Annotated in this window: 20 protein-coding genes and 2 riboswitches; of the genes, 9 read left to right on the top strand and 11 right to left on the bottom strand. The window is 60.7% G+C overall.

The genetic code is table 11. From position 1 onward, the window contains the following. Positions 1–7 precede the first annotated feature (7 nt). Complete coding sequence (locus tag GO007_RS07900) at positions 8–562, top strand: TetR/AcrR family transcriptional regulator (protein ID WP_095097797.1); 555 nt, start codon at positions 8–10, stop codon at positions 560–562. Here the strand turns inward: GO007_RS07900 and GO007_RS07895 are convergent. The 10 genes from GO007_RS07895 to GO007_RS07850 all read right to left on the bottom strand — a co-directional run bounded on the left by GO007_RS07895 (position 559) and on the right by GO007_RS07850 (position 14139). After that, entirely contained in the window at positions 559–1296 is a 738-nt protein-coding gene (locus GO007_RS07895) for a glutamine amidotransferase (RefSeq protein ID WP_370525529.1), read from the bottom strand. The two genes, GO007_RS07900 and GO007_RS07895, sit on opposite strands and share 4 nt — an antisense overlap. Positions 1297–1432: 136 nt before the next feature. After that, on the bottom strand, positions 1433–3358 hold the full coding sequence (gene mrdA, locus GO007_RS07890) for a penicillin-binding protein 2 (protein ID WP_189339829.1): 1926 nt from the start codon (positions 3356–3358) through the stop codon (positions 1433–1435). 184 nt (positions 3359–3542) lie between these two features. Then, entirely contained in the window at positions 3543–5339 is a 1797-nt protein-coding gene (atzF, locus tag GO007_RS07885; RefSeq protein WP_095097788.1) for an allophanate hydrolase, read from the bottom strand. Further along, on the bottom strand, positions 5336–8941 hold the full coding sequence (gene uca, locus GO007_RS07880) for an urea carboxylase (protein ID WP_095097785.1): 3606 nt from the start codon (positions 8939–8941) through the stop codon (positions 5336–5338). Before uca ends, atzF begins: the two co-directional genes overlap by 4 nt. 169 nt (positions 8942–9110) lie before the next feature. Then, complete coding sequence (locus GO007_RS07875) at positions 9111–9746, bottom strand: urea amidolyase associated protein UAAP2 (RefSeq protein ID WP_095097782.1); 636 nt, start codon at positions 9744–9746, stop codon at positions 9111–9113. A 10-nt stretch (positions 9747–9756) separates the two neighbouring features. Next, on the bottom strand, positions 9757–10485 hold the full coding sequence (locus GO007_RS07870; RefSeq protein WP_095097779.1) for an urea amidolyase associated protein UAAP1: 729 nt from the start codon (positions 10483–10485) through the stop codon (positions 9757–9759). A 4-nt stretch (positions 10486–10489) separates the two neighbouring features. Then, positions 10490–11269, bottom strand: coding sequence for an ABC transporter ATP-binding protein (locus tag GO007_RS07865; protein ID WP_095097776.1), 780 nt, complete (start codon positions 11267–11269; stop codon positions 10490–10492). Then, positions 11266–12081 carry an ABC transporter permease gene (locus GO007_RS07860; RefSeq protein ID WP_095097773.1) on the bottom strand — a complete coding sequence of 272 codons (816 nt, stop codon included), beginning with the start codon at positions 12079–12081 and terminating at the stop codon, positions 11266–11268. The genes GO007_RS07865 and GO007_RS07860 overlap by 4 nt, the downstream gene beginning before the upstream one ends. A gap of 24 nt (positions 12082–12105) precedes the next feature. Further along, positions 12106–13164, bottom strand: a complete 1059-nt coding sequence (locus GO007_RS07855) for a putative urea ABC transporter substrate-binding protein (RefSeq protein ID WP_095097770.1) — start codon at positions 13162–13164, stop codon at positions 12106–12108. Positions 13165–13222: 58 nt separating this feature from the next. After that, positions 13223–13321: riboswitch (guanidine-I (ykkC/yxkD leader) on the bottom strand. A gap of 185 nt (positions 13322–13506) precedes the next feature. After that, on the bottom strand, positions 13507–14139 hold the full coding sequence (locus GO007_RS07850; RefSeq protein ID WP_095097767.1) for a LysE family translocator: 633 nt from the start codon (positions 14137–14139) through the stop codon (positions 13507–13509). Between the two features lie 19 nt (positions 14140–14158). Beyond that, a riboswitch (ZMP/ZTP riboswitch) is annotated at positions 14159–14239 on the bottom strand. 358 nt (positions 14240–14597) lie between these two features. Between GO007_RS07850 and katG the strand changes: the two genes are divergently transcribed. Continuing rightward, positions 14598–16775 carry a catalase/peroxidase HPI gene (gene katG, locus GO007_RS07845; RefSeq protein WP_095097764.1) on the top strand — a complete coding sequence of 726 codons (2178 nt, stop codon included), beginning with the start codon at positions 14598–14600 and terminating at the stop codon, positions 16773–16775. Positions 16776–16934: 159 nt separating this feature from the next. Here katG and GO007_RS07840 read toward each other — a convergent pair whose 3' ends face one another. Beyond that, positions 16935–17828: a LysR substrate-binding domain-containing protein gene (locus tag GO007_RS07840; protein WP_095097761.1), complete on the bottom strand. Its 894-nt coding sequence runs from the start codon at positions 17826–17828 to the stop codon at positions 16935–16937. Between the two features lie 146 nt (positions 17829–17974). Between GO007_RS07840 and GO007_RS07835 the strand changes: the two genes are divergently transcribed. From GO007_RS07835 to GO007_RS07805, 7 genes are all read left to right on the top strand, one after another. Further along, positions 17975–18517 carry a sugar ABC transporter gene (locus GO007_RS07835; protein WP_095097758.1) on the top strand — a complete coding sequence of 181 codons (543 nt, stop codon included), beginning with the start codon at positions 17975–17977 and terminating at the stop codon, positions 18515–18517. Positions 18518–18572: 55 nt separating this feature from the next. Continuing rightward, on the top strand, positions 18573–19346 hold the full coding sequence (locus GO007_RS07830) for an MBL fold metallo-hydrolase (RefSeq protein WP_095098144.1): 774 nt from the start codon (positions 18573–18575) through the stop codon (positions 19344–19346). 187 nt (positions 19347–19533) lie between these two features. Further along, positions 19534–21657 carry a TonB-dependent receptor gene (locus GO007_RS07825; protein WP_095097755.1) on the top strand — a complete coding sequence of 708 codons (2124 nt, stop codon included), beginning with the start codon at positions 19534–19536 and terminating at the stop codon, positions 21655–21657. Positions 21658–21665: 8 nt separating this feature from the next. After that, positions 21666–22688 carry an ABC transporter substrate-binding protein gene (locus GO007_RS07820; RefSeq protein WP_095097752.1) on the top strand — a complete coding sequence of 341 codons (1023 nt, stop codon included), beginning with the start codon at positions 21666–21668 and terminating at the stop codon, positions 22686–22688. Between the two features lie 175 nt (positions 22689–22863). Further along, a complete protein-coding gene (locus GO007_RS07815) occupies positions 22864–23382 on the top strand; it encodes a ClbS/DfsB family four-helix bundle protein (protein ID WP_095097749.1) in 519 nt (172 codons plus the stop codon). A 380-nt stretch (positions 23383–23762) separates the two neighbouring features. After that, entirely contained in the window at positions 23763–25172 is a 1410-nt protein-coding gene (locus GO007_RS07810; RefSeq protein ID WP_095097746.1) for an MFS transporter, read from the top strand. 209 nt (positions 25173–25381) lie between these two features. Next, positions 25382–25807 (top strand): hypothetical protein, encoded by a 426-nt coding sequence (locus GO007_RS07805; RefSeq protein ID WP_095097743.1) that lies wholly within the window; start codon positions 25382–25384, stop codon positions 25805–25807. The last annotated feature ends 75 nt before the right edge of the window (positions 25808–25882 follow it).

Genomic DNA, 25882 nt, shown 5'->3' with positions numbered 1-25882 from the left:
TGACGCCATGAGAGTGAGCAGAAAACAGGTCGAAGAGAATAAGCAGACAATCCTTGCCGCCGCCGGTCGTCTGTTTCGTGAACGGGGTTTTGATGCGGTCACGGTCACCGATATCATGAAATCAGCGGGTCTTACCCACGGCGGATTTTACGGCTACTTCAAATCGAAGGATGAGCTGATCGCCCTGACCCTTGCGGAGCTGCAGACAGCCAGCGGCGCCACCGAAAACGGTAGCGCGCCGCAAATCGAACGCTACCTTTCCCCTGAGCATCGGGATAATTTTGCCAGCGGCTGCCCGCTGGCGGCGTTGGCTGCGGACACTATCCGCCAGTCGGAGCCGGCCAGGAGTGAAATGAGCGCCGGGCTCAAGCAGCAGATAGCCAATCTCAGCAAGACCGTTCCCGGGGAAGATGACGCGGCGAGGCGGCGCGCGGCCGTCGGCAGCTGGTCGGCGATGGTCGGGGCGGTGATTCTGGCGCGAATGACCTGTGACCCGGCGCTGTCGGACGAAATTCTTCGCGAAACCGCGGCCTGGCTACAGGAGAAAGCGCCGCAGAGTTAAGCCGTCCTCGGGGCCGGGGTCAGATAGTTCGCCACAAAGCGGGTCAAAATCGCCGAGGCCACGGGGCTCTCCTCGACCGCGCGGCTCAGCCTGTCCGGGTCAAGGCCCTCATTGCGCAGTACCGCCTGACGATAGTAAATCAGCGAGCGGGCAATCTCCGGGGTGATTTCAGGGTGGAACTGAGTCGACAGCGCGTGGGCGCCATAGCGGACAATCTGATGCGGATCGTGCTCGGACGAGGCCAGCACCGCCGCCCCTTGCGGCAGTTTGGTCACCGTTTGTAGATGCGTCAGATGAGCGCTGAAGGTCGCGGGATGGTCGGCAACCAGGCTATCGCTAAGGCCAGCGGCCGAGAGCGATATGGTTTTGCTGCCGGTTTCACGCCCTGCCGGGTGGTAATCCACCTCGCCGCCCAGCGCGTGGGCCATCAGCTGATGGCCGTAGCAGACGCCAAACAGCGGCATCTCGATGGCCATCGCGGCGCGGATCCATTCCGCGGTCATCTCGCTCCACGCCAGGCGGTCCGTCACCATATCCCAGGAGCCGGTGATCACCGCCACCGTGTCGTTATCCGGCGCCGGGAGCGTCTCACCGGCAAATACGCGCACCGCTTTCATCTGCTCCCGCCACGGTGCCAGCAGATCGGCGAACCAGCGCGGCAGGTCGCCGTGATCGGCGACAATCTCCTGCGGCGGCGTGCCGGTCTGCACCAAAAGAAGCGTTTTTCTGCTCAACGACATGGCGATACCTTTCTTATTTCTCAGATTTGCGTAAGGCTTCACTATGGAGAAAAGCCCCGTCGGCGGCAAATAATCAATTTACCGGCGATTATTCCCGGACGGCATAACCGTCCGGGGAGCGTTTTCTTCTCTACTGCGCGTCGGCGCTATCGATCTGCGGGACGTTAGCCTCTGCGCCGCCCTCTACCGCCGCCGGCTCGTTGGCCGGGTCGAAGATATGGTCAAGAATGGCGCGCGCCGTAGGGCCGGCCACCACTCCGTCGCCGCCGCCGTTCTCAAGAATCAGCGCCATCGCCACCCGCGGATGCTGATACGGGGCAAACAGGGTATAGAAAATATGGTCACGCAGCCTGACCGGGATCATTTTCGCATTGTAGGTCTGGTTCTCTTTCAGGCTGAAGACCTGCGAGGTCCCGGACTTCGCGGCAATCTGATACGGCGCGGTGTGGAACAGCTTGTAGCCGGTGCCGTTTGGCAGGTTAGCCATGCCGTACATCCCGTTACGCACAATCCCCCAGTACGGCGATTTCGGATCGCCCACCTGCGCCGCGTTTTGCGGCGGCTGATAGCGCTCAACCTTATTGCCGCGCTTCATGGAGTAGAGCAGATGCGGGTTCTTCACCTTGCCGTTGTTGATCAGCGTCGTCAGCGCTTTCACCATCTGAATCGGGGTGGCAATCCAGTAGCCCTGGCCGATGCCGACCGAGATGGTATCCCCTTGATACCACGGCTTCTTATGAACCCGCTGCTTCCATTCACGGCTTGGCAGCACCCCCGAATACTCTTCGTTGAGGTCGATCCCCGTCGGCTGACCGTAGCCAAATTTACTTAACCAGCTGTGAATCCGATCGATCCCCATTTCAAACGCCACCTGGTAGAAGAAGGTATCCGCCGACTCTTCAATGGCCTTGGTGACGTTGAGCATGCCGTGCCCGGTTTTCAGCCAGTCGCGGTAGCGGCGCTGGGTGCCCGGCAGCGTCCAGGTCGGCGCGCCGAAGAAGGTGGTGGTGGGCGTAATCACCCCGGCAGAGAGCGCCGATAGCGCCATATAGGGTTTAACCGTCGAGGCCGGCGGGTAGAGGCCCTGGGTCACGCGGTTGATCAGCGGCCGGTCGGCGTTATCGAGCAGCGAGCGGTAGGCCTGATAGCCAATGCCTTTCACAAAGGGATTGGGATCGTAGCTGGGGCTGGAAACCATCGCCAGCACCCCGCCGTCGCGCGGATCGACCGCCACCACCGCCGCGCGCTGCCCCTTGAGCACCGATTCAATATACTGCTGCAGATGCAGATCGAGCGTCAGATAGATATTTTTGCCGGCGACCGGCGGCACCTCTTTCAGCAGGCGCACCACCCGCCCGTGGTTATCCACCTCGACCTCCTGGTAGCCGGTGGTACCGTGCAGCTCCTGTTCGTAATAGCCTTCAATACCCTGTTTGCCGATATTATGGTCGGCGGCATAATTCTCGGCTTCGCCATTTTTTGCCAGCCGCTGCAGGTCGTTATCGTTAATTTTCGAGACGTAGCCGACAACGTGCGCCAGCTCGGCGCCGTAGGGATAGTCGCGCTGCTGGTAGTTCTCTACGGTTACGCCGGGGAAATGGAATTCGTTCACCGCGAAGCGCGCCACTTCGACATCGCTCAGCGCGGATTTTAACGTCACCTCTTTGTAGCGACTGTTGTGCAGCATATCGTCGCGGAAGCTGGCGATATCATCGGGAGTCAGATCAACGATCGGCGTCAGCTGCTGCAGCAGCGCTTTCATATCGGCGATTTTGCTGGGGATCACCTGCAGGCGATAGAGGGTGATGTTCTGTACCAGCGGGATACCGTTGCGATCGAAGATGAGCCCGCGGCTCGGGGCAATAGGCAGCATTTTGATATCGTTCTGGTTCGAGCGGGTCTGATAGAAATCGTGCTGTTTGACCTGCAGCCGATAGAGGTTAACGATCAGAATGCTAAAGCAGACCACCACCAGAATAAAAACCACCACGGCCCGGCGAATAAACAGCATCTCTTCCGCTGAGTGATCGCGAATTTCATCTCTCAATAGAGTCATTGGCGGTAATTCACCTGAGTTTCAATAAGAAGCCAAAAAATTAAAAGCGGGGAAGGATAGCCTTATCGGCGCGGTAGCCCTACGGAAAGGTTGCTAATGAATTGGCAGAAATGTTTCAGCATGTGAGTAGCGCCGGCCCAGGGCGGGCCGACGCTATTTTTTTCAGAATATGTGACACCGTCACCTAGCGCGCCAGCCAGGCCCGCCATCCGCCGTAGGCCGTAATATCGGTCGCGCCCTGCAGGCCGTACCCCTCGCAGATAAAGCCGCTGAGCCAGCGCCCGTCCGCCAGCTCCACCTTGCCTAACCCCAGCGGCGCCGGAATCGCCGCCAGGAGCGATCCCAGCTCGGCGGAGGGCAGCTCCCACACCTCCACCGCAATGGCCGCCCCGCCGTTTTCATCCCGCACCATCCCCGGACGCCAGCCGTCGGCCAGCGCGTAGAGGCGATAGCAGGCCGCGCTTTCCGTCGCCGCCAGCAGGCGTCCGCCCCGCTCCCGCAGCTGTCCGTTCAGCGTCAGCCCGTCGAGATGCGCGCCGCACACCACCAGCGCCTGACGATCGTGGCTGGCTACGCTCGCCGACGCCGCAGGCGCTATCTGCGCCCCGCCGGCCAGCGGCAGCGGCTGCGCCCGCTGGAAGGCATCGGCCAGCCCGAGGAGATACTGGTCGGTAAACGCCCGGCCAAATAGCGTCACGCCGGAAGGCAGGCCGTTCGACAAGAATCCTGCAGGCACGCTGACGGCTGCATAATCGAGTAAATTCATAAAGTTGGTGTAGTAACCGAGGTCGGCGTTGCGCTTCACCGGCTCCGCTTCCAGCTCGGCAAGCGTGACCGGACGCGGATAGGTCGGCGTCAGGACACAATCCACGCCGTCGAGCAGCGCGTCGCACTGCGCTTTATAGGCCTGCAGCTGATACATGGCCTTAAACGCGGCGACCGCATCGGTTTGCGGCGCCTTCGCCAGCACGTCGCGGATCACCGGCAGAACCGACTCCGGCTGCCGTTCAATCAGCGGCCCCGCCACCGCGTAGCGCTCCGCCACCCAGGGCCCGTCGTACAGCAGGCTGGCGGCGGCGAGAAACGGCGCCATATCGATATTCACCGCCACGCCGCCGAGGGCCAGCAGCCGCGCTTTAGCCTGTAAAAACAGCGCTTCACTCTGCGCGCAGCCGAGGAAGTTGAGCGTCTGCGGAACGCCGAAGCGAAATCCCGGCGCCGGCGTGCCGAAGGCCTGCTCCCCGTTCCACTGCGGATTGCGTCGGCTGTAGGCATCGCGCGGATCGACGGCGGCGGTCAGCGCCAGCAGCCGGCTGGACTCGGCGGCGGTGGCGGTAAAAAAGGTCGTGCAATCGAGCGTCCGGCAGGCCGGCACCACCCCGGCGGTCGAAATCAGCCCTTTGCTGGCCTTCAGCCCCACCAGGTTATTTAACGATGCCGGAACCCGCCCGCTGCCGGCGGTATCCGTACCGAGCGCAAAGCTGGCGACGCCGAGCGCCACCGCCAGCGCCGAACCGGCGCTCGAACCGCCCGCCGGATACTCCGCATGCACCGCGTTACGACAACGTCCGTAGGGCGATCGCGTGCCGTTGAGGCCGGTGGCAAACTGGTCGAGGTTGGTTTTACCGACCGGAACCGCGCCCAGCGCAATCAGCCGGGCCACAATCGTCGCGTCCCGCTCGGCGGTATAGGCGAACGCCGGACACGCTGCGGTGGTGACGATCCCGGCGAGATCGATATTATCCTTAATCGCAAACGGCACGCCGTACAGCGGCAGGGTCTCCGGCGCCACGCCGTCCAGCGCCGCCAGCCAGGATTCCTGCTCCTCTGCCGTCAGGATATGAATAAACAGCTGATACTGCGGATTCAGCGCGGCGGCACGCTGGCGCAGCTCCGCCATCAGCGCCCGGGGCGTCAGCCGGCCGTCGCGATAGCCTGTCGCCAGGGTGCTCAGGCGTAAATCAAAATTGTGCTGATTCATACGTTTTCCTCAATAATTACCGCCACCCGCTGCCCGGCGCGAACCGAGGCGCCAGGCTGAACGTTAACCTCGGCGATCACCCCGTCGCATGGGGCCAGCAGCGGGATCTCCATTTTCATCGACTCCAGCACCAGCAGAACGTCTCCGGCGTGAACCCGGCTGCCCGGGGCGGTTTGCACCTGCCACAGGTTGCCGGAAACGGGGCTTTCTACCCCCTGCTGCCCGTGCTGCAGCGGCGCGTCCTCACCCTCTTCGACCGCCGCCTCCTGGCTCTCGAAATGCGCCTGGCCGCTGGCTATCCAGCGATCGCGCTCCTCATTAAACGCGCGCTGCTGGTGCTGGCGGAAAGCGTCAATGCTCGTGGCCTCGCGCGCAAGGAACTGCTGATACTCCGCCAGCCGCAGGGTGCTGTGCTCAATGCGCAGCGGATAGCGGCCGAGCGGAAAATCACGGCGGATCTGCAGCAGCTCTTCGGCAGAGACCGGATAGAAGCGCAGCTGGTCGAAGAAGCGCAGCAGCCACGGCTTGCCGGCAAAATCAGCCACCTCGTGATAGCGATTCCACATTTGCAGCGTGCGGCCGACAAACTGGTAGCCGCCGGGACCTTCCATGCCGTACACGCACAGGTAGGCGCCGCCAATCCCGACCGAGTTTTCCGCCGTCCAGGTGCGCGCCGGGTTGTATTTGGTGGTCACCAGCCGGTGGCGCGGGTCGAGAGGCGTAGCCACCGGCGCGCCGAGATAGACATCCCCCAGCCCCATCACCAGGTAGCTGGCGTCAAACACCGTATCCCATACCGCCCGTTCGTCGGGCAGATCGTTAATCCGCCGGATAAATTCAAGATTGCTGGGGCACCAGGGCGCGTCGCGGCGAACGGTGGTCATATATTTGTCGATCGCCTTGCGGCAGGCCGGATCGTCCCACGACAGCGGCAGGTGCACCACCCGCGTGGGAACTTCAAGGTCATCGCTGACGCACACCGTCGCCCATTCCGCGCGCACCCATGCCAGCAGCGCATCAAGGGGCAGGGTTTCCGGCTGGAAGTGAACCTGTAAAGAGCGGATCCCCGGCGTCAGGTCAATCACGCCAACCCGGGCCTGGCCCTCCAGCGCCTGCATCAGCGCGTGGATGCGAAAGCGCAGAACCAGATCCAGCTCCGCCTCTCCGGCCTCCAGCAGCAGATGGGTATCGCCGGAGAGTCGCGCCACCAGACGCTTATTGGCTTCCCCGCAGGACATCACCACCGGCGACGCCAGCGGCGCAGGCTGCCAGGCGATAGCCGCGGGCTCAAGGGTTGCCAGCTCCTCGCGGCGGCCCTGCGCCAGGCGACGGGCGGTGGCTAAATCGACCGCCACAAAGCGCACTTTATCTCCGGCTTTCAGCTGGCCGAGCTGCCACAGGTCGGCCTCGATCACCGTGACCGGGCAGACAAAGCCGCCGAGGCTCGGGCCGTCCGGGCCGAGGATCACCGGCATGTCGCCGGTAAAGTCGACCGCGCCGATGGCATAGGGATTATCGTGAATATTCGACGGATGCAGTCCCGCCTCTCCGCCGCTGTCGCGGGCCCACAGCGGTTTCGGGCCAATCAGCCGGACGCCGGTACGACTGGAGTTGAAATGCACTTCCCAGTCGGTGGCAAAAAAGGTGGCGATATACTCTGCGGCAAAGAATTCCGGCGCGCCGTGGGGGCCATAGATGACCCGCAGCGTTCGCACCGCGTCCAGCGAGGTCTGCAGCGCGGCGGGCAGCGCGGCGCCGACGCTGTCCGCGCTGCAGGAGGCCAGGTGCAGAACGTCTCCGCCGCGCAGCGCGCGTCCGGCGTGGCCGCCAAACTGTCCGAGAGTAAAGGTGCTTTTGCTGCCTAAATAGTCCGGCACCTGAATACCGCCGCGCAGGCAGAGATAGCTGCGCACGCCCGCGCCGGTCACCGGGCCTATTTTCAGCGTCGCGCCGGCAGGAATCGTAAAGACGCGGTTCATCGGCTGGGCCACGCCGTCGAGGGTCACCGCAGCCGCTGCGCCGCATATCGCGGCCTGGGCGAGACAGTTAAACTTCAGCGTTGGCCCGCTGAGGGTGATTTCCAGCGCCGCTTCGCCCTCCGGGTTCCCAAGCAGCCGGTTACCCAGGCGCAGCGCCCGGTCGTCCATCGGCCCCGAAGGCGGTACGCCCACCGCCCAGTATCCGAGGCGCCCCGGATAGTCCTGAACGCTGGTCTGGGTCCCGGCGCTCAGGACTTCGACGGTCGCCGCCTGATAATCCAGCTGCTCAAGGCAGCGGGTCCAGGGTTCGCCGTCGGCAAAGGGGGCGAAAGCCAGAATCTGCTGCAGATAGAGACGATTGGTTTCCACGCCGTACAGCCGGGTTGCCGCCAGGGCTTCGCCGAGGTGGGCAATGGCCCGATCGCGGTCTGGCTGCCAGGCGATCGTTTTTGCCAGCATCGGGTCGAAGAACGGCGGCACGTCACAGCCGGCCTCCACCCAGCGGTCAATCCGCAGGTTTACCCCATCCGCCGGCGGGAAGATCGCTTCGCTGAGCAGCCCCGGCGACGGCTGGAACTGACGGCCGGGATCTTCGGCGTAGATCCGCGCCTGAATCGCGTGGCCGCGCGGCTGCAGATCCGCCATCAGCCGGGACAGCGGCGGCAAATCCCCCGCCGCCAGGGAGACCATCCAGCGCACCAGATCGACGCCCCAGACCTGCTCGGTCACCCCGTGCTCAACCTGCAGGCGGGTATTAACCTCAAGAAAATAGAAGCGCTGCGCCAGGCTATCGTAAACAAATTCCACCGTCCCGGCGCTGCGGTAGCTGACCGCTTTGCCCAGGGCGATCGCCGCCTCGCACAGCGCCTGCGCCATCCCCTCAGGCAGGTTGGGGGCCGGCGTCTCTTCGATAACCTTCTGGTTACGTCGCTGAATCGAACAGTCGCGCACGCCGAGGGCGATAACCTCCCCCTGCCCGTCGCCAAAGATCTGCACTTCGAGGTGACGGGCGCGGGAAATATATTTTTCGACGAACACGCCGGCATCGCTAAAGTTGTTCTGCCCGAGGCGGCGAACGGTTTCAAAGGCCTCCGCCAGCTCCTCCGCGTCCTGGCAAACGCGCATCCCGATCCCGCCGCCGCCGGCGGTGCTTTTCAGCATCACCGGATAGCCAATCTCCTGCGCGGCGCGGCACGCCTCGGCGCTATCGGCCAGCAGCCCGGTGCCTTCCAGCAGCGGCAGGCCCTGCGCTTTAGCCAGCGCCCTGGCGGTATGTTTAAGGCCAAAGGTCCGCAGCTGCTGCGGCGTCGGGCCGACGAATACCAGCCCGGCGGCTTCGCAGGCTTCGGCGAAGGCGGCGTTTTCCGATAAGAAGCCGTAGCCGGGGTGAATCGCCTCGGCGCCGCTTTGCCGCGCGGCGGCGATGATTTTTTCCACCACCAGATAGGTTTGCGCCGCCGGGCCGTCGCCGAGGCTTAGCGCTTCATCGGCCTCGCGGATATGCAGGCTGCTCAGATCGGCATCGGAATAGACGGCAACGCCTTTAACCCGCATAGCGCGCAGCGTGCGCAGAATGCGGCAGGCGATGGCGCCGCGGTTGGCAATAAGTAGGGTATTGAACATAAACGGGACTCACATCAGGGCGGGTCGTCCCGCAGCAAAATAGCGTTCTTCCCCAGGGTCGTCCCTGGGGAGCGCCGGCGTTACGATTTACGCGACGGCGTACTGTTCAGGCGATCGGCGCGTACGGCAAACAGGCGATAGGCCATCAGCCGCCAGCGCTGCCAGCGGGTCAGTTCCATACCAGCACCTCTGCCGGGGTCGGATCCCAGCCGTTGCAGGGGTTATTGAGCTGCGGGCAGTTGGAAATCAGCACCATCGCGTTGCACTCCGCGCGCAGCTCGACATATTTCCCGGCGGCAGAAATGCCGTCTTCAAAGGTCAGCCCGCCTTCTTCAGTCACCGGCACATTCATAAAGAAGTTGATATTGGCGCCGATATCGCGCTTGTGCAGGCGGCCGTCGTGCAGGCAGGCGCAGAGGAAATTATCCCGGCAGCTGTGCATATAGCGCTTATCCGCAGCGTAGCGCACGGTATTGCTCTCCTGGGCGCAGGCGCCGCCGAGGGTATCGTGGCGGCCGCAGGTATCGGCAACGATGGTCAGCAGCGGCCGACCGAGATTGGAGAACAGCACGCTGCCGGTCGTCAGATAGGCATTCCCCTGGCGACGCAGCGTGCGCTGCGGATCGTAGCGTTCACGCGGGTTATCGGCGTTATAAAACAGGGTATCGATAGCCTGGTTGCCTTCAAGATCGAGCAGCCGCAGGGTTTGCCCTTTCTTCACTTCGAACAGCCAGGGTTCGCCCGCCGGGATCACGTGACGATAAACGGCATCAGCCGGGTTGCGGGTACTGGTAACAAGGCTCATGATCGGCTCCTCAGAGGGCAAAAAGTTGGGTATTGGCAAACGCGCGCTGGTTTTCATCGCGGGTCAATAGCGAGGCGACCGCCGCCGCTTCATCATCGGCCTGGTACCAGCTCAGCTGGACCGGACGCGGCGCATACTCCGTGGCGGGGTCCTGCGGATGCGGCAGCGCGGTGAGGACAATCAGCACGTCCATCGGCGCGAACAGCTCGACGTAGCTGCCCGGAACGGAGTGACCCGCGCAGAAATGGAAGCTGCCGTCGGCGGCCACGGTGACCTTGCTGAAGAAGTTGACCACCATCAGCAGATCTTCCAGACCCAGATCCCATTTGCCCATTTCAACCAGCAGGTTATCGACGCCGTTGCGGTAGTAGCCGTTACGCAGCTCCTGGTAGCGTCCCGCGCCGTACTTTTCTAAGGTCTCTTCGGCGTTGAGCACCCCGCCGAACGGATCGTGCCAGCCGCTGCTATCGGCGACGATCCCGGCCAGCACGCGGCCCATATCGGAGTAGAAACAGTGCCCGGCCGTCAGGCGCGCGGTATGCTGACCTTTCAGCGTATCCGGCAGGTTCAGGCGTTCGCTCTTTTCATGTGGATTGAGCATCATCATGCTGACGTTGGCATCGCCGTCGATATCGGTCAGGCGCAGAATTTGCCCGCGGCGCAGAATAAACGAGGTATGGCCGCCGCCCGGGACAAACTCTTCGCGCAGGCTCGGTAACGAATGAAAAAGTGGCTTCATCTGACTATCTCCTTAATGCATAAACGTTGTTATCGCTGCCGGTGCCGAGCATCTGCGACATGCGGGCTTCGTTAAGCGGTATGTCGTAGGTTATGCGCGCGCCGTAGGCGTTGGGCGCCTGCGGGTCGTGGCGCACCTTGTCGAAGACCAGCAGCCGGGTCCCGAGATTGAAGCCTTCGGCCAAATCGTGGGTGACCATAAAGACCGTCATCCGCGTTTCGCTCCACAGCTGCAAAAGCAGCCCGTGCATATCCTTGCGGATACCCGGATCGAGCGCGCCAAACGGCTCATCAAGCAGCAGGATGCGCGGCTGCATCACGAAGGCCTGGGCGATCGCCAGCCGCTGCTGCATCCCGCCGGAGAGCTGCGCCGGGTACTTATCGAGCGCGTGGGAGAGGCCGACTTTCTCCAGCATCTGCGCCGCCCGTTCGCGGGCGTTGCGCCTGCGGGCGCCAAAAAGACGGCCAAGCAGCGGCGAGGCCGGCAGCTCGAGGCCCACCGCGACGTTATCCAGCACGTTGAGATGCGGAAATACCGAATAGCGCTGGAACACCACGCCGCGGCTGCGGTCCGGCTCGGCGGCCAGCGGCTGGCCGTCGAGGGTAATTGCGCCGCGGGTCGGTTTTTCCTGGCCCAGCAGCAGGCGCAAAAAGGTCGATTTTCCGCAGCCGGAGGCCCCGACCATTGAACAGAACTCCCCCTCTCTGACCTCGAGATTGATGCGCTCCAGCACCACGTGGTCGCCGTACTCCTGCCAGATATTTTTAATGGCAATAAAGCTCATGCCCGGCCTCCTTCCGCCCACGGGAAGCAGGCTTTGTGCAACTGCCGCAGGGCCAGATCCATCAGCCAGGCCAGCAGGGTTATCCAGATGACGTAGGGGATGATGACGTCCATCGCCATGTAGCGGCGGACAAGGAAAATGCGGTACCCGAGACCGGCGGTGGCGGAAATGGCCTCCGCCGATATCAGAAACAGCCACGCCGAGCCCAGCAGCAGGCGCAGGGAGACGATCAAGCGCGACAGCAGCTGCGGCAGTACCACCCGCAGCACCAGCGTCCAGCTGTTGGCGCCGAGGGTCTGCGCTTTAATAAACAGCTCCGCCGGAATTTCCCGCGCCCGCTGTTCCAGATCGCGCGCCAGCATTGGCGTCACGCCGATCACAATCAGCATCACCTTGGAGAGCTCATCGAGGCCAAAGACGATAAACAGCACCGGCAGGATCGCCAGCGGCGGGATCATCGAAATAACGGTCATCAGCGGCGACAGCGCGGCGCGGTAGAGCGGAAAAACGCCGGCGGCGATGCCGATGCTCAGCCCAATCAGCGAGGAGAGCGCCAGCCCGGTCAGCAGGCGCCCCAGGCTGATCAGCGTGTCGGCCCACAGCAGGTACTCGCCGCTGCGTTTGTCCGGCGTGAACGCCATCCGCTCGATGGCCGCGACCATCTGCGACAGTCCGGGCAGCAGCTTGTCCTGCGGATTGGCCTCCAGCCGCAGCGCAGAGCCGATGAACCAGGCGGCGATCAGCAGCACGAAGGGCATCAGCATCAGCATCAGCCGCATGCCCTGCTGTGGATGGCGGTTAATTTGTCGCATGGCGTTGACTCCCGTCAGCAATCATTACAGCTGGCCCGCGGCGGCCATCTTCAGGTAGCTATCGTCGAAACGCAGCCTGACGTTCCCCGCGTCGCCGACGGCGACCTTGCCCGGGAAGCTCATGCCGATAAAGTCGGCGCTCTGGGCGCCCTCGCCCAGCAGCCCTTTATCGAAGGAGAATTGCGCCACGCGCTGCATGGTTTTTGCCAGATCGGGGCTGGAGATGAACCTCAGCGCGTCGGCAGCGGTCCAGAACAGATGGGTGGTTTTCAGTTGCCCCTGATAGCCGGCGAGGTCGGTGCCGGAATCCGCCGCCATCGCGCTCAGCGCCGGCTTATCTCCGGCCTGCATTTTGCTCATCATTTCAAACCACGCGCCGGTCAGCGCCTTGCCAAGCGCCGGGTTGTCCTTGAGGGTTTGGCTGTTGACCACCATCATGTCGATGATCTCGCCCGGTACCTGGGATGAGCTAAAAACTTCGCTGGTTTGTGGGGTCTTTTTGATAACCGACAGCTGCGGGTTCCACGCTACGGCGGCGCGCACGCTGCTGGTGCCGAAGGCGGAGACAATATCGGCGTCAGAGGTATTGACCACTTTGACATCTCGCTCCTGCAGCCCCGCCTTTTCCAGTCCGCGAACCAGCAGATAGTGGGAAACCGACAGCTCCGGGAGGTAAACCTGCATCCCTTTCAGGTCGCTCAGCTTTTTGTCCGCGCCCTTCAGCACCACGCCATCGTTGCCGTCCGAGTAGCTGCCGGTAATCAACGCGGTGGTATCCACCCCGCCGGCGGCAGGAATGGTCAGAGCATCCATATTGGTCATGGTGCAGCCGTCGAACTGGCCGGCGGTATACTGGTTAATCGATTCGATGTAGTCGTTGAGCTGCACGATATTGATCTTGATACCGTACTTACTGGCCCATTTATCGATGATTTTTTCGTTGCTGATGGCGCCCCAGGGCATCCAGCCGGCATAAATCGTCCAGCAGACGTTGAACTCTTTTTTCACCGCGGCAAAAGAGGGGAAACTGGCCAACAGCGCCAGTGACAGAACAAAAGAACGGAGTAGTGGCGATCGCTTCATGATGAACCTCTGGTTGGCACAAAAAAACAGGAGCAGCGCGACACCTACTGGTGCTGCTGTCTCCCGGGCTTTTGTCCCGCCGTGTAACCTCGCAGAGGTCGCCAGCTCTCGGACCAGTCATTCACCTGGGTGAACCGGAACCCTAGCCAGCTATTTGATCATCTAAATTGTATGGTGCGCTGCCTTCTGTTTTTATCTTGCAAAGCATATGCCAAAATAATAATTAGTATAAAATCAACAGGATGGAATATTTACCGGCGCCAACACACCAGGATGGGGAGTCGTTTTGGGGCAGTGCGTAGATTTGGTGCAGAAGAAGGCAGGCTCGCGCCTGCCCGGGCGCTATTTACGCGTCTCAAAGGCGATTTTAACCGCCATCCCTGCCAGCACCGTCGCCATCAGCCAGCGCTGAAAGCGCTGCCAGAGCGGACGAGCGGTAAGAAACAGCGAAACCTCACCGGCCATCACCACAATCAGCGCGTTTACCGCCACGCTGATCAATGCCTGGGTGAAGCCGAGCACCAAAGACTGGCTGAGAATGCTGCCGTGGCCGGGGGAGATAAACTGCGGTAATAGCGACAGATACATAATAGCGATTTTAGGATTCGCCAGGTTGGTAATAAAGCCCATCAGAAAGAGCTTACGGCCGCTGTCTGCCGGCAGGTCGCGCACGGCAAAGAGCGAACGACCGCCCGGTTTTATCGCCTGCCAGGCCAGGTAGAGTAAATAGACGACCCCGCTGATGCGCAAAATATCGTAGGCATAGGGCACCGCAAAAATCAGCGCGGTAATCCCCAGGGCCGCGCACAGCATATAAAAGACAAACCCTAGCGCCACGCCGCCTAATGAGATCAGGCCGGCGCGTTTGCCCTGGCAGATCGAGCGCGAGGTCAGGTAGATCATATTCGGCCCAGGGGTCAGCACCAGCCCCAGGGCAACGAACGCGAATGTCATTAACGAGCTCAATTCAGGCATAGCTTATCTCCACCAGACAAAGTTATGCCCAGGCGCGCGGCGGTCGCGGCCATGCTCCCCGACAGTATTCTGTCTCAAGGCGCCAGTTACATGGCCATGAATAGTAATAGCCTGTCGCTCACCGCTCAGCAACCCCTCAAATTTCGCCGCTGATGCCCGGCTTCGCGTCATGGGTAATGCCCATGTTGCCCGCCGCCGCCGGAGCATAAGATTTTTGCTGGCGGAATGACGCTTTTATCGCCAAACGCGCCGCTGCGATTTCCTAAACTAATACGTTAATACTATGGTTAGTAAGTCGCTTTTACGTATTTTGGGCCTTAACCACAAATAACATATGGATTTCTTTATCACTCGCTGTTAAAAGGATATAACTATTAATTCCGTAGATTTATTCAAGTATCGCTTATTGGAAGCAGTGTATATCGTAATGGCATTCACAAAAGTAAACGGAGCCTGATATGAGCACGTCTAACGATTCATCTAACAACGCATCCGCAGGGAAGTGTCCTTTTCACACCGCGGCGCCCACGCAAAGCGCCGGTGGCGGCACAGCCAACCGAGATTGGTGGCCAAACCAGCTGCGCGTGGATCTGCTGAACCAGCACTCCAACCGCTCAAATCCGCTGGGCGAAGAATTTAACTACCGGGAAGAGTTTAAAAAGCTCGATTATTCTGCGCTAAAAGCCGACCTGCGGGCCCTGCTAACCGACTCCCAGGAGTGGTGGCCGGCGGACTGGGGCAGCTACATTGGGCTGTTTATTCGTATGGCCTGGCACGGTGCCGGCACCTACCGTACCGTTGACGGGCGCGGCGGCAGCGGCCGCGGCCAGCAGCGTTTCGCCCCGCTGAACTCCTGGCCGGACAACGTCAGCCTCGATAAGGCCCGCCGACTGCTGTGGCCGGTCAAACAAAAATATGGCCAGAAAATCTCCTGGGCCGACCTCTATATGCTGGCGGGGAACGTGGCGTTGGAAAATGCCGGTTTCCGTACCTTTGGCTTCGGCGCCGGACGTGAAGACGTGTGGGAACCGGACCTCGACGTTGACTGGGGTAATGAAAAAGCCTGGCTTGAGCACCGTCATCCGGAAAGCCTGGCGCAGCAGCCGCTGGGCGCAACCGAAATGGGCCTGATTTACGTCAACCCGGAAGGCCCGAACGCCAGCGGCGAACCGCTCTCCGCAGCGGCGGCGATTCGCGCCACCTTTGGCAACATGGGGATGGACGATGAAGAGATCGTGGCCCTGATTGCCGGCGGCCATACGCTGGGTAAAACCCACGGCGCGGCCGTCACCAGCCACGTAGGCGCCGAGCCGGAAGCGGCCGCAATTGAGGCCCAGGGCCTCGGCTGGTCCAGCACCTACGGCAGCGGCGCCGGGGCGGACGCTATCACCTCTGGCCTTGAAGTCGTCTGGACCCAGACGCCGACCCAGTGGAGCAACTACTTCTTCGAAAACCTGTACAAATATGAGTGGGTACAGACCCGCAGCCCGGCTGGCGCCATTCAGTTTGAAGCCAAAGACGCTCCGGATCTGATCCCCGATCCGTTTGACCCGGAGAAAAAGCGTAAGCCAACGATGCTGGTTACCGACCTGACGCTGCGCTTCGACCCGGAATTCGATAAGATTTCCTGCCGCTTCCTCAACGATCCGCAGGCGTTTAATGAAGCCTTTGCCCGCGCCTGGTTCAAGCTGATTCACCGCGATATGGGGCCAAAATCCCGCTACCTCGGACCGGAAGTACCGAAAGAAGATCTGATCTGGCAGGACCCGCTCCCGGAGGCGATCCACAGCCCGAGCGAAGCGGATATCGCCACCCTGAAAACCGCCATTGCCGATGCAGGCCTGTTGGTTAGCGAACTGGTTTCCGTTGCCTGGGCTTCGGCTTCTACCTTCCGCGGCGGCGATAAGCGTGGCGGGGCCAACGGCGCGCGTCTGGCGCTGGCGCCGCAGAAAGACTGGCCGGTCAACGCCATCGCGGCGAAGGTTCTGCCAACGCTGCAGGCGATTCAAAAAGCGTCCGGTAAAGCATCGCTGGCGGATATTATCGTGCTGGCGGGCGCGGTCGGCGTTGAGCAGGCCGCCGCTGCCGCGGGCGTGCAGGTCACCGTACCGTTTGCGCCGGGCCGCGTGGACGCGCGTCAGGATCAGACCGATGTCGAATCCGTCGGTTTGCTGGAGCCGCTGGCGGATGGTTTCCGCAACTATCGCCGCATTGAAGGGGGCGTTTCAACCGAGACGCTGCTGCTGGATAAGGCCCAGCAGCTGACGCTGACCGCGCCGGAGCTTACCGTGCTGGTAGGTGGTTTACGCGTACTGGGCGCCAACTTCGATGGCAGCCAGCACGGCGTCTTCACCGACCGCCGGGGCGTTCTCAGCAACGACTTCTTCGTCAATCTCCTGAGCATGGCGACCGTCTGGAAAGCCACCGACGAACGGGGCGAACTGTTTGAGGGCCGCGATCGTAAGAGCGGCGAGAGCCGGTTCACCGCCACCCGCGCCGACCTAGTGTTTGGTTCTAACTCGGTGCTGCGCGCGCTGGCAGAAGTTTACGCCAGCCAGGATGCGCAGCAGAAGCTGGTCACCGACTTCGTGGCGGCCTGGACCAAAGTCATGAACCTCGACCGTTTCGATCTGTAATCTCCCTCCCCGGCAGGCTTCTCGCCCGCCGGGGCTTTTCTCTTCCCGCCCTATCTTTGCCGCAACTGCCGCAGCCGACTGTAGGTACGCTGAATATCCTCCCGCTCGCCCCCGCGCCCCTCTCTTTCCTGAGTCAGCGGCGGCAAAAATTAGCGATCTTTATGCCGCGCCGCCGCCAGTTTCGGCCAGCAGCCAGCGCTCAAAATCCGCTAAAGCGCTCTCGTTAATGCCCGTTTCAACCGGTTTAACCAGGCAGAAATTTTTGTTCAGCCGGGCAGAAACCGGCCAGGGAGCGGCCAGCGCCCCGCTGCGGAGCTCTTTTTCGACATACACCTGCGGCACCAGCGCGACGCCAAGCCCGGCCTGCACGGCGGAGATGGCCATCTCATGCAGATCGTAGCACACGCCCTGGGACGGATTATCCAGCGCGATGCCGCTCTCCTGGGAGTACAGGCGCCATGCATCCGGGTTTTGCCGCCGATGGATACGCGGCAGCGCGTTCAGCTGCTCCCCGCCGTCGCGATCGGTCAGCAGCGAGGGATGGCACACCGGGACCAGCCTTTCCTGCAGCAGAAAGCGAATACGCATTCCGCTCCACGCCGGGTGCTCAAAATGAACCGCCGCGTCAAACCCGCTGCCGGTCAGGATAAAAGGGTCCGTACGGACCGCAATATTCAGCGTGATATCCGGGTGCCGGCGGTTAAAGCCGCTGAGGCGCGGGATCAGCCAGCGGCTGGCGAAGGTGGGCAGTGCGGCAATTTCGAGGCTGCGGCTGCCGTCGGCCATGCCCGTTAAGTACTGGGTATCCCTGTCGAGGCGCTCAAGCGTCTCGCGCACGCGGTGGGCGTAGCGCGCGCCGTTAGGGTTCAGCTGCACGCGGGTTCCCGTGCGGTCGAATAATTTGCAGTTCAACAAGGCTTCAAGCCGCCCAATCTGCCGGCTGATCGCCCCTTCGGTCAGGGAGAGCTCCTCTGCCGCTCTGGCAAAATTACCGTGCCTTGCCGCCGCTTCAAACGCCTGTAATGACGCGCTGCTGGGCAGTTTTTTTCGCATGATAGCGCCCCTTCGGCTGCGAGTGTGTTCAGTGACAGAATGTCACTAACCGATGAGATAATATCGATTCAGGCGGCGAAATACAGCCAGTAACATGATGAATTATCAGCAATACGCTGATGACACCTTCATGCAGAGGCCCGTTTATGCTGTATATCGTAGAATGCACCTATACCGACCCGCAAAGCGAAGCCGGGTGGAATGATTTTTACAACAGGGAGAAGCTCCCGGCGCTGCTTAGCGTTGATGGCTTCAGTACCTCCCAACGCTTCAGGGCCACAACGCCGGGCTGCCCGGCCTGGCTGGCCATCCACACCGTCCGCGACGCCGCGGTTCTCACCAGCGCGGAGTACCGCCAGAAGGGCGGCGGCAGCTTTGCCCGCTGGCAGGCCAACATCAGCGACTGGCGGCGCAGTCTGTATCAGTGCACGGACCCGGCTCCGGCGGTATCCGCCGACCAGATCCTGCTGCTGGCGGCGCAGCCCGTCGACTTTATTGCCAATGAGCTGGGCTATCGGCCGTGGCAGCTGCGGGCCGCCGGTCTGGATAGCTTCCCTGAAGGTCGGCTGGCGTACGTCATTCCCGCAGACAACGCCGCCCTGCTCTCTACAATGGCGGATATCCGCCTGTATCAACCGCTAACCGGGCAGCTGCGCCCCCAAAAAGGAGGCGATCGTGCGCACCGTTAACCCTATCAGCCGTCAGGTTGGCGATTATCTGGTGAGCGCCTTGAGCGACGGAAATATGTCCGTCAGCCTGGGGATACTCTCGGGTATTGACCCCGCAGAAGCCGACAAAATGCAACGCGCCGCCGGCATGGCTGACCCGGCGGCTCTGCATATCAATGCCTATCTGATCCGCGGCCGGGGACGCACGATCCTCGTTGATTCCGGCGCCGGCGGCCTGAATAACGCCGGAGGCGAGCTCCCCGCGCGCCTTCGTGAGCTGGGTATCGCTGCGGCCGACGTCGATACGCTACTGCTGACGCACGGCCATCCCGATCATATCGGCGGGCTGCTCGATGCCGACGGCGAGGCCGTCTATAAAAATGCGCGGCTGTATCTGCACCCGCGGGAGATCGATTACTGGCAGGATGAGGCCCTGTTCATGCGGGCCAGCGAACGCGTCCGGCGCAATTTTACGCTGTTCCGCCGCACGCTGGCGGCCTATGGGCAGCGGGTGAACCTGCTGACGGACGATGAGGTGCTCGCCGGCATTCGTCCAATCCGGCTACCCGGCCATACGCCGGGTCATACCGGGTTTCGTATCGATGCCGGGGATAAGCCCCTGCTGATCTGGGGCGACATTGTGCATTTCCCGCACATTCAGTCAGCCCTGCCGGCCGTCGCTATCGCCTTTGACGCCGACCCCGCCGAGGCTGCAAGCACGCGGAAACGGATTCTGGCGCAGGCGGCAAGCGAGCAGTGGCTGATTGCCGGCATGCACCTCGCAGGCGCCGGTTTTGCCTACCTGAAGACCATCGACGGCGGTTACCGGATGGTGTATCAGCAGGCCTGAAGATTAGCGCGACATCCCGCCCGGCCGCTGGCCTCGTTTTTCTTAAGTAAAAAAACCATTCGTTATATATTGACATACATAGCGAATGGCTCTATCTTTTTGTCATACAAATAAAACCCGTACCCTTCAGACAGAAGCGAGATCTCTCCCGCCTCATTCCGTTTTTCATTCGTCTGAAATTAAATCAATGCGCTCATATAAACTCGTTCTATTAACCGGGATGATCCCCTGTTCTTCTCTGCTGCTGACTCTGCCCGTTGACGCCGCAGAAACCCTGGTCGTCACCGCTGAATCCCCCGCCGAAACGCTGGATAGCGCCACGCCTGCCGCCGAACAGCAGGCAACGCTCGGCAGCCTCGGCAAACGCAAGCTGATTGACGTCCCGTGGTCGGTACAGACCCTGTCGGATTCGCTGACCCGCCAGGTGCAGGCCGGCAGCGTGAAGGACGTCTATCGCTATCTGCCCTCGGTTCAGGGCGATGGCGTTCGTCCGCAGACCCGCGGCATGCAGGGCAGCGTAGTGCAGAACAGCACTATCGACGGGCTGAACGCGGTCTCGACAACCGAATACCCTGCCGAGCAGTTTCAGCGCATTGAAGTCCTTAGCGGCATGGCCGGCGCGCTGTATGGCCCGGCGAATCCGGCAGGCATGTTTAACCTCGTCTCTAAACGCGCCAGCGACGTGCCGCTGCGCCGGGTCACGGTGGGCGGCGGAACCGGCTCTGGCGCCAACGCCGCGCTGGATCTCAGCGGCCCGCTGGACTCAGGCGACCGGGTGAAGTATCGCCTGAACCTGATGAACCAGGACGGCAGCGGCTATACCCACGGCAGCCGTCAACGCAACCAGTATGCGGGTCTGGCGCTTGATTTTCAGCTCACCGACCAGACGGTACTGGAGAGCAACTTTAGCTACTACCACTTTTATCAAAAGGGATTGCCCGGCTCCTTCGCTTTAGCCAAAGGCACCCATTTCCCGTCGCCGCTCGATCCGACCAGGAGCAAGTACGGTCAGTATTACGCCGGCAATGATGACACCACGACCACCGGCAGCCTGCATCTCAAACACGACTTTGACGGCAACTGGCTGCTGGACGTTGGGGTCCTGCGCCAGATTGCGGATCGCGAATCCACCACCGTGACCAATACGCTAACCGATAATAAAGGCAGCTACGCCACCACCACCTCGAACTCCGCGGCCAGCCGCTTTACCATCAATAGCTATCTCGCCAACCTGACCGGGAGCGTTGAAACGGGCTGGCTGCAGCACGATCTGGCGATAGGCGCGCGCGGCTTCGTGTGGAAAAACTACAACCCTCGCGATGGCGGGACGCAAAAGCTCGGCAGCTCGACCCTCGACGACAGCCCTGACTATCCGCGCCCGGCCTATCCGGATTTCACCGATCGCTATCATTCCGCGACCACCACCCAGCACGTATTCCTGCTCAACGACACCCTGACCTTCAGCCCCCAGTGGAGCCTGCTGCTTTCCGGCAGCGAAAGCCTGTTTACCGTCGACAACTACGGTAAAAACAGCCGGCGCAGCAGCAGCCATGACGATCGCGGTACCAGCGGTTCCGCCAGCCTGATGTATAAGCCGGTCGATAACCTGACGCTCTATACCACCTGGGCCAACAGCATGCAGCAGGGCGACACCGCCCCGGCCGGCGCCAATAACGCAGGCGACGTTCTCAATCCCTACCGCAGCCATCAGCTTGAGGCCGGGGCGAAGTACGCCGTGCACAGCGATCTGCTGCTTACCGCCGCGCTGTTCCAGGCCGAGCGCCCGTTTGCCTATACCAACGACAGCGGTGATTTCGCCGAAGACGGAACGCAGAAAAACCGGGGGCTGGAGCTGATGGCCGATGGACGCATCACGCCCAATCTGCGCGTGTTCGGCGGCGGCAGCTGGCTCGATCCGCGTCTGCACAACACCTCCAGCGCCAGCGCTGACGACAAACAGGTGGTCGGTCTGCCTCGCTTCACCGCCAACATGCTGGTCATTTACAGCATCGCTGCGCTACCAGGACTGGATATGAATAGCAATATCCGTTACGTCGGCCGCCGGGCGACCGATAGCGCCAACGACGGCTGGGTCGGTAGCTATACCACCCTGGATGTCGGCAGCAACTATCGCACCCGACTGTTTGGTACCGACACCACCTTCAGGCTGGCAGTCACTAACGTGACCAACCGCCGCTACTGGAGCAATATCGTTCCGGGGGCCCTGACCGGCTACACCGGCGCCGGCTACGCCAGCGCTCAGCTCGGCGCGCCGCGTGAAGCGACGGCCTCGGTACAGTTTGATTTCTAAGGATCATAATGAAAAAAATAGCTGCCGCTTTACTCTGCGCCTGGCTCGCTTTGCCGGCTCTCGCCAGCCGCCAGCTGACGGACGATGCCGGGCATAGCGTCACCCTGCCGGATCGCGTTGATCGCATCGCCGAGGGATGGTTCGCCCACCACTCGCTGCTGATGACCCTCGGCGCGGGCGATAACATTGTGGCAACGGTTAATCGCCCGGACAGCCGCCCGTGGATGTTTCACCTCGATCCTCGCCTCAACCAGGCGCTTATCAGCCGCGGCCCGCACTTTACCAGCGAGGCGCTGCTGGCGCGCGGAGCCGAAGTGGTCTTTGTCGCCCAGGGTAACGGCGATGCCGAAGCGTACCGGCAGGCCGGTCTGCCGGTTATGGAGATGAGCTTTACCGATTACCCGTCGCTGGCGCGTTCCGTCACCACCACCGCCGAGGTTCTCGGGACGCCGCAGGCGCTGGCCAGAGCGCAGGCCTACAACCGGTATTTACAGCAGACTATCGCGCGTATCGGCCAGCGAACCGCCGCGCTGACCGACGCCGAACGCCCGCGCGTGCTGCATATCCAGTCGCTGAAGCCGCTCAAGGTCGACGGCGGCCATACGCTGATCGATACCTGGATCCGGCTGGCCGGCGGCCAGAACGCTGCCGCCGGGATCGAGGGCAATATGCAGGAGATTTCTCCGGAGAAGGTGCTGGCCTGGCAGCCGGATATTATTATCCTCGGCGCGGGCTGCGGCGATTTAGCGCACTCCGCCTATCGTGACCTCTTCTCCACCCTGCAGGCGGTCAAAAACCAGCAGGTGCGGCAAAACCCGGCGGGGGTTTTCCCGTGGGATCGCTACGGGACCGAAAGCGCGCTGCAAATTCAGTGGGCGGCAAAGCAGATCCAGCCTCAGCGCTTCGCCGATATTGATATGCTCGCGGTCACCCGCGACTTTTATCAGCGCTTTTTCGATTACCCGCTGAGCGAATCTGAGGCCAGCAGAATACTGCAGGCGCTACCGCCGCAGCGAAAGGATGGAAAATAGGCCACAGAACCTGGAGAACGGCGCGGCATTCACAAATTTGCGGCCTCGCCATGCGCCTGGGCTCATTTTCAGCGCTACTATCCGCTTAATGAGCCGGGCGCGAGCGGCAGAAACTTATCTTAATGCGCGCTGATACCGCTCCGGATACCGAACCTTGAGTGAGAGGGAATTCTTTATGAGTGTGCCGCAAACAAAATCTGAATTACTTAGCGCTATTGATAAAAACTTCGATAAATTAATGGGCTATCTCCATGCAATACCGGCAGAACTTACTGCGGATAACGCAATGGATGGCCACGCCAAAGGCAGCCAGATGAGCGTTCGGGACCTGGTTTCGTATCTGCTGGGATGGAATGCGCTGGTTGTAAAGTGGATCGTTTCTGACGCCAAAGGGCTGGCTGTCGATTTTCCGGAGGCTGGCTATAAATGGAATCAGCTTGGTCTTCTGGCGCAAAAGTTTTACGCAGACTACAGGGGATTAAGCTATAGCGCGCTAATCGCTGAGCTGCAGAGGGTAAAAAATGAAATAACGCAGCTGATTGATGAGCGCAGCGATGAAATTTTGTATGGCAAACCCTGGTACACAAAATGGACAATGGGACGAATGATCTCATTTAACACATCGTCCCCGTATGCTAACGCGTGCGCACGATTAAGAAAGTGGGCGAAAGAGAATAATATCAGCTTAAAGTAAACGTCTGCGTGAAATGAGCATGGATTAATCATCTTCATGCGCCGGTATTCCGGGTCTGCCAGACCCGTCGCCGGTTTTCTTAATGGCAAGCGCCGGCGGCGGTTAAGCCGGAACGCCGGCGATAACGTCATAAATACGCTCCGTGACGCCCGTCCCCTCTCCCGTCATCCCCTCTGAAAGTCTGCGCTAGCGGCCTGTTAGTCATTTCATTCAAATCTGCCGCGCCCGGCCGCCAAAAACCAGCGTATTCCACAGACCCGGAGACGATTTACCAGATATCTGTCTGAAGAATTGATATAGAGCGGGCGATTAAAAATTTAAAACTATTAACAATCAATTAACATTAGCAGGCGAACATTTTTTCTGAGGGAAATAATAATATGTCTACCACCCACGTTCTGGGGGATGCGCCCTTTGCTTCCGCAGGACAACCCCACTCCAGCTTAACCAGCCGTATCGATGCGCTGCCCGCCTCCTTCGGCCTGTGGTCATTTATCACCCTGCTGGCGCTCGGTGGTTTCTTCGAGCTGTACGATCTTTTTCAGACCGGATACATCAGCACCGGCCTGCTGGCAGAGAATATTTTTCATGTCGGCGAGCAGGGAGTTTTCGGCATATCGGATCAGGCCGCCTTCGCCTCGGCGACCTTTTTCGGCTTGTTTATCGGCGCCAGCCTTCTCGCGCCGCTGGCGGATAAGCTCGGCCGCCGCCTGACATTTATGTTTGCGCTTGCCTGGTACGGCGTATTCTCGCTGCTGATGGCCTTTCAGAGCAGCGCGGAGGGGGTTATTTTCTTCCGCTTCCTCGTTGGCATTGGCCTCGGCATTGAGCTGGTCACCATCGACACCTACCTGAGCGAATGGGTTCCGACCCATCTGCGTAACAAAGCCTTCGCCTTTGCCTTCTTCATTCAGTTTCTCTCGGTGCCCGCCGTCGCCTTGATGTCATGGATGCTGGTGCCCATCACCCTGTTCGGCCTGAGCGGCTGGCGCTGGGTCATTATCTTCGGCGCGCTGTGCTCGCTGGTTATCTGGGTCATCCGCAAGAAGCTGCCGGAATCGGCCCGCTGGCTGGAGGTTAAAGGCCGCAACGACGATGCGCACGCGGTGATGTGTGAGATGGAGCAGCGCTGCGGTATTGCCCCCTCGCCGCAGCACCTTACGCAGCCCGGGACCACCAAAACGCAGACCGGCACCTTTAAAGAGATTTGGGCGCCGGAATATCGCCAACGCACCATCATGCTGATGGTAATGAACTTCTTCCAGGCTATCGGCTTCTTTGGCTTCGGAAACTGGCTGCCGGCGCTGCTGTCAGGCCAGGGCGCCAGCATTACCCATAGCCTGCTGTACGCCTTTTTCATTACCCTCGCCTATCCGATTGGCTGCCTGTTCTGCACCCGCTTTGTCCACCGCTTTGAGAACAAATGGCAAATCGTACTCTCCGCGCTGATGACGGTGGTGTTCGGCACCCTGTTCGCACTACAAAATAGTCCGGTGATGCTGGTTATTTGCGGGTTTATGATCACCTGGTCCAACGCCTGGCTCACCATCAGCTATCACGCCTATCAGGCCGAGGTTTTCCCGACCCATATTCGCGCCCGCGCGGTAGGCTTCTGCTACTCGTTCAGCCGCCTGTCGACGGCAATCACCAGCATCCTGATCGGCATCATTCTGCAATACGCCGGTGCGCCGGGAGTGATCGGCTTTATCGTGGTCAGCATGCTGATGGTGATGCTCTCGGTCGGTATTTTCGGGCCGAAAACTCGCGGCATCAGCCTGGAAAAAATCTAACCTCACGCCGCGTCGCCGGATCTCTCCCGGCGGCGACGGCAGAGCCTGTGTCCTGATTTATAAAATCCCTCCGTCACCAATATAATAAAAACCCCACATTCACTGACCTGATAAATATCAATGGCAAAACGGATAATCAGCGCTATTTATTGATCGCTATTTTTTCGCGTGCTATAGATGTCCAATGAATTATTTATGGCTCAAGCCCGATGCTTAAAAAAACAAACCTCATTGTACAATTACTGGTTACGCTATTAATAGCTTGCTCGGCTCAGGCAGTCAGCGCGAAGATTGAATTACCTGATGCTGTAAAAACCATCGCCAGTTCGCAGTATTTCTCCACCGGTTATAACGGCTTTATCGCGCATAAAAGCGCCGGGGAGCAGGCGCTAGTAATGGTTGTCTCATCTCCGAACGCTACGAAGAAGCTGCTTGATATCGCCCGTTTCCCGTCAACCACCCTGGCAGGCAGGCTGTATGCCGCCTGTGGTTTAAAACAGCAAGAATATAGCGACATGGATAGCATCTTCACGCCGTTCTTTCATTTTACCGTTTCGGTGCTGCGGGGCGATGTGCTGACGGAAGAGTCGTTCCAGGATCTTTATAGCAGAATAACCGCCTACGGCTGTCATTAATTACGCAACGGTTCCGCGATGTTCTTAATTAACGCCCCAGCCTCTTCGGAGCGCTAATTCATACATTATATTCTG

The organism is Klebsiella sp. 10-1, from assembly GCF_009758445.1.
GTDB lineage: Bacteria > Pseudomonadota > Gammaproteobacteria > Enterobacterales > Enterobacteriaceae > Klebsiella > Klebsiella scottii.
This window is presented reverse-complemented; position numbering and strand designations above follow the sequence as displayed.

Excerpts from the sequence above, each read along its gene's own strand:
- GO007_RS07840 (WP_095097761.1), bottom strand. The coding sequence starts at position 17,828 with ATGCGAAAAAAACTGCCCAGCAGCGCGTCATTACAGGCGTTTGAAGCG.
- GO007_RS07875 (WP_095097782.1), bottom strand. The coding sequence starts at position 9,746 with ATGAGCCTTGTTACCAGTACCCGCAACCCGGCTGATGCCGTTTATCGT.
- mrdA (WP_189339829.1), bottom strand. The coding sequence starts at position 3,358 with ATGACTCTATTGAGAGATGAAATTCGCGATCACTCAGCGGAAGAGATG.
- GO007_RS07810 (WP_095097746.1), top strand. The coding sequence starts at position 23,763 with ATGTCTACCACCCACGTTCTGGGGGATGCGCCCTTTGCTTCCGCAGGA.
- GO007_RS07805 (WP_095097743.1), top strand. The coding sequence starts at position 25,382 with ATGCTTAAAAAAACAAACCTCATTGTACAATTACTGGTTACGCTATTA.
- atzF (WP_095097788.1), bottom strand. The coding sequence starts at position 5,339 with ATGAATCAGCACAATTTTGATTTACGCCTGAGCACCCTGGCGACAGGC.
- GO007_RS07835 (WP_095097758.1), top strand. The coding sequence starts at position 17,975 with ATGCTGTATATCGTAGAATGCACCTATACCGACCCGCAAAGCGAAGCC.
- GO007_RS07900 (WP_095097797.1), top strand. The coding sequence starts at position 8 with ATGAGAGTGAGCAGAAAACAGGTCGAAGAGAATAAGCAGACAATCCTT.
- GO007_RS07850 (WP_095097767.1), bottom strand. The coding sequence starts at position 14,139 with ATGCCTGAATTGAGCTCGTTAATGACATTCGCGTTCGTTGCCCTGGGG.
- katG (WP_095097764.1), top strand. The coding sequence starts at position 14,598 with ATGAGCACGTCTAACGATTCATCTAACAACGCATCCGCAGGGAAGTGT.
- GO007_RS07815 (WP_095097749.1), top strand. The coding sequence starts at position 22,864 with ATGAGTGTGCCGCAAACAAAATCTGAATTACTTAGCGCTATTGATAAA.
- uca (WP_095097785.1), bottom strand. The coding sequence starts at position 8,941 with ATGTTCAATACCCTACTTATTGCCAACCGCGGCGCCATCGCCTGCCGC.
- GO007_RS07860 (WP_095097773.1), bottom strand. The coding sequence starts at position 12,081 with ATGCGACAAATTAACCGCCATCCACAGCAGGGCATGCGGCTGATGCTG.
- GO007_RS07820 (WP_095097752.1), top strand. The coding sequence starts at position 21,666 with ATGAAAAAAATAGCTGCCGCTTTACTCTGCGCCTGGCTCGCTTTGCCG.
- GO007_RS07830 (WP_095098144.1), top strand. The coding sequence starts at position 18,573 with ATGTCCGTCAGCCTGGGGATACTCTCGGGTATTGACCCCGCAGAAGCC.
- GO007_RS07825 (WP_095097755.1), top strand. The coding sequence starts at position 19,534 with ATGCGCTCATATAAACTCGTTCTATTAACCGGGATGATCCCCTGTTCT.
- GO007_RS07865 (WP_095097776.1), bottom strand. The coding sequence starts at position 11,269 with ATGAGCTTTATTGCCATTAAAAATATCTGGCAGGAGTACGGCGACCAC.
- GO007_RS07870 (WP_095097779.1), bottom strand. The coding sequence starts at position 10,485 with ATGAAGCCACTTTTTCATTCGTTACCGAGCCTGCGCGAAGAGTTTGTC.
- GO007_RS07855 (WP_095097770.1), bottom strand. The coding sequence starts at position 13,164 with ATGAAGCGATCGCCACTACTCCGTTCTTTTGTTCTGTCACTGGCGCTG.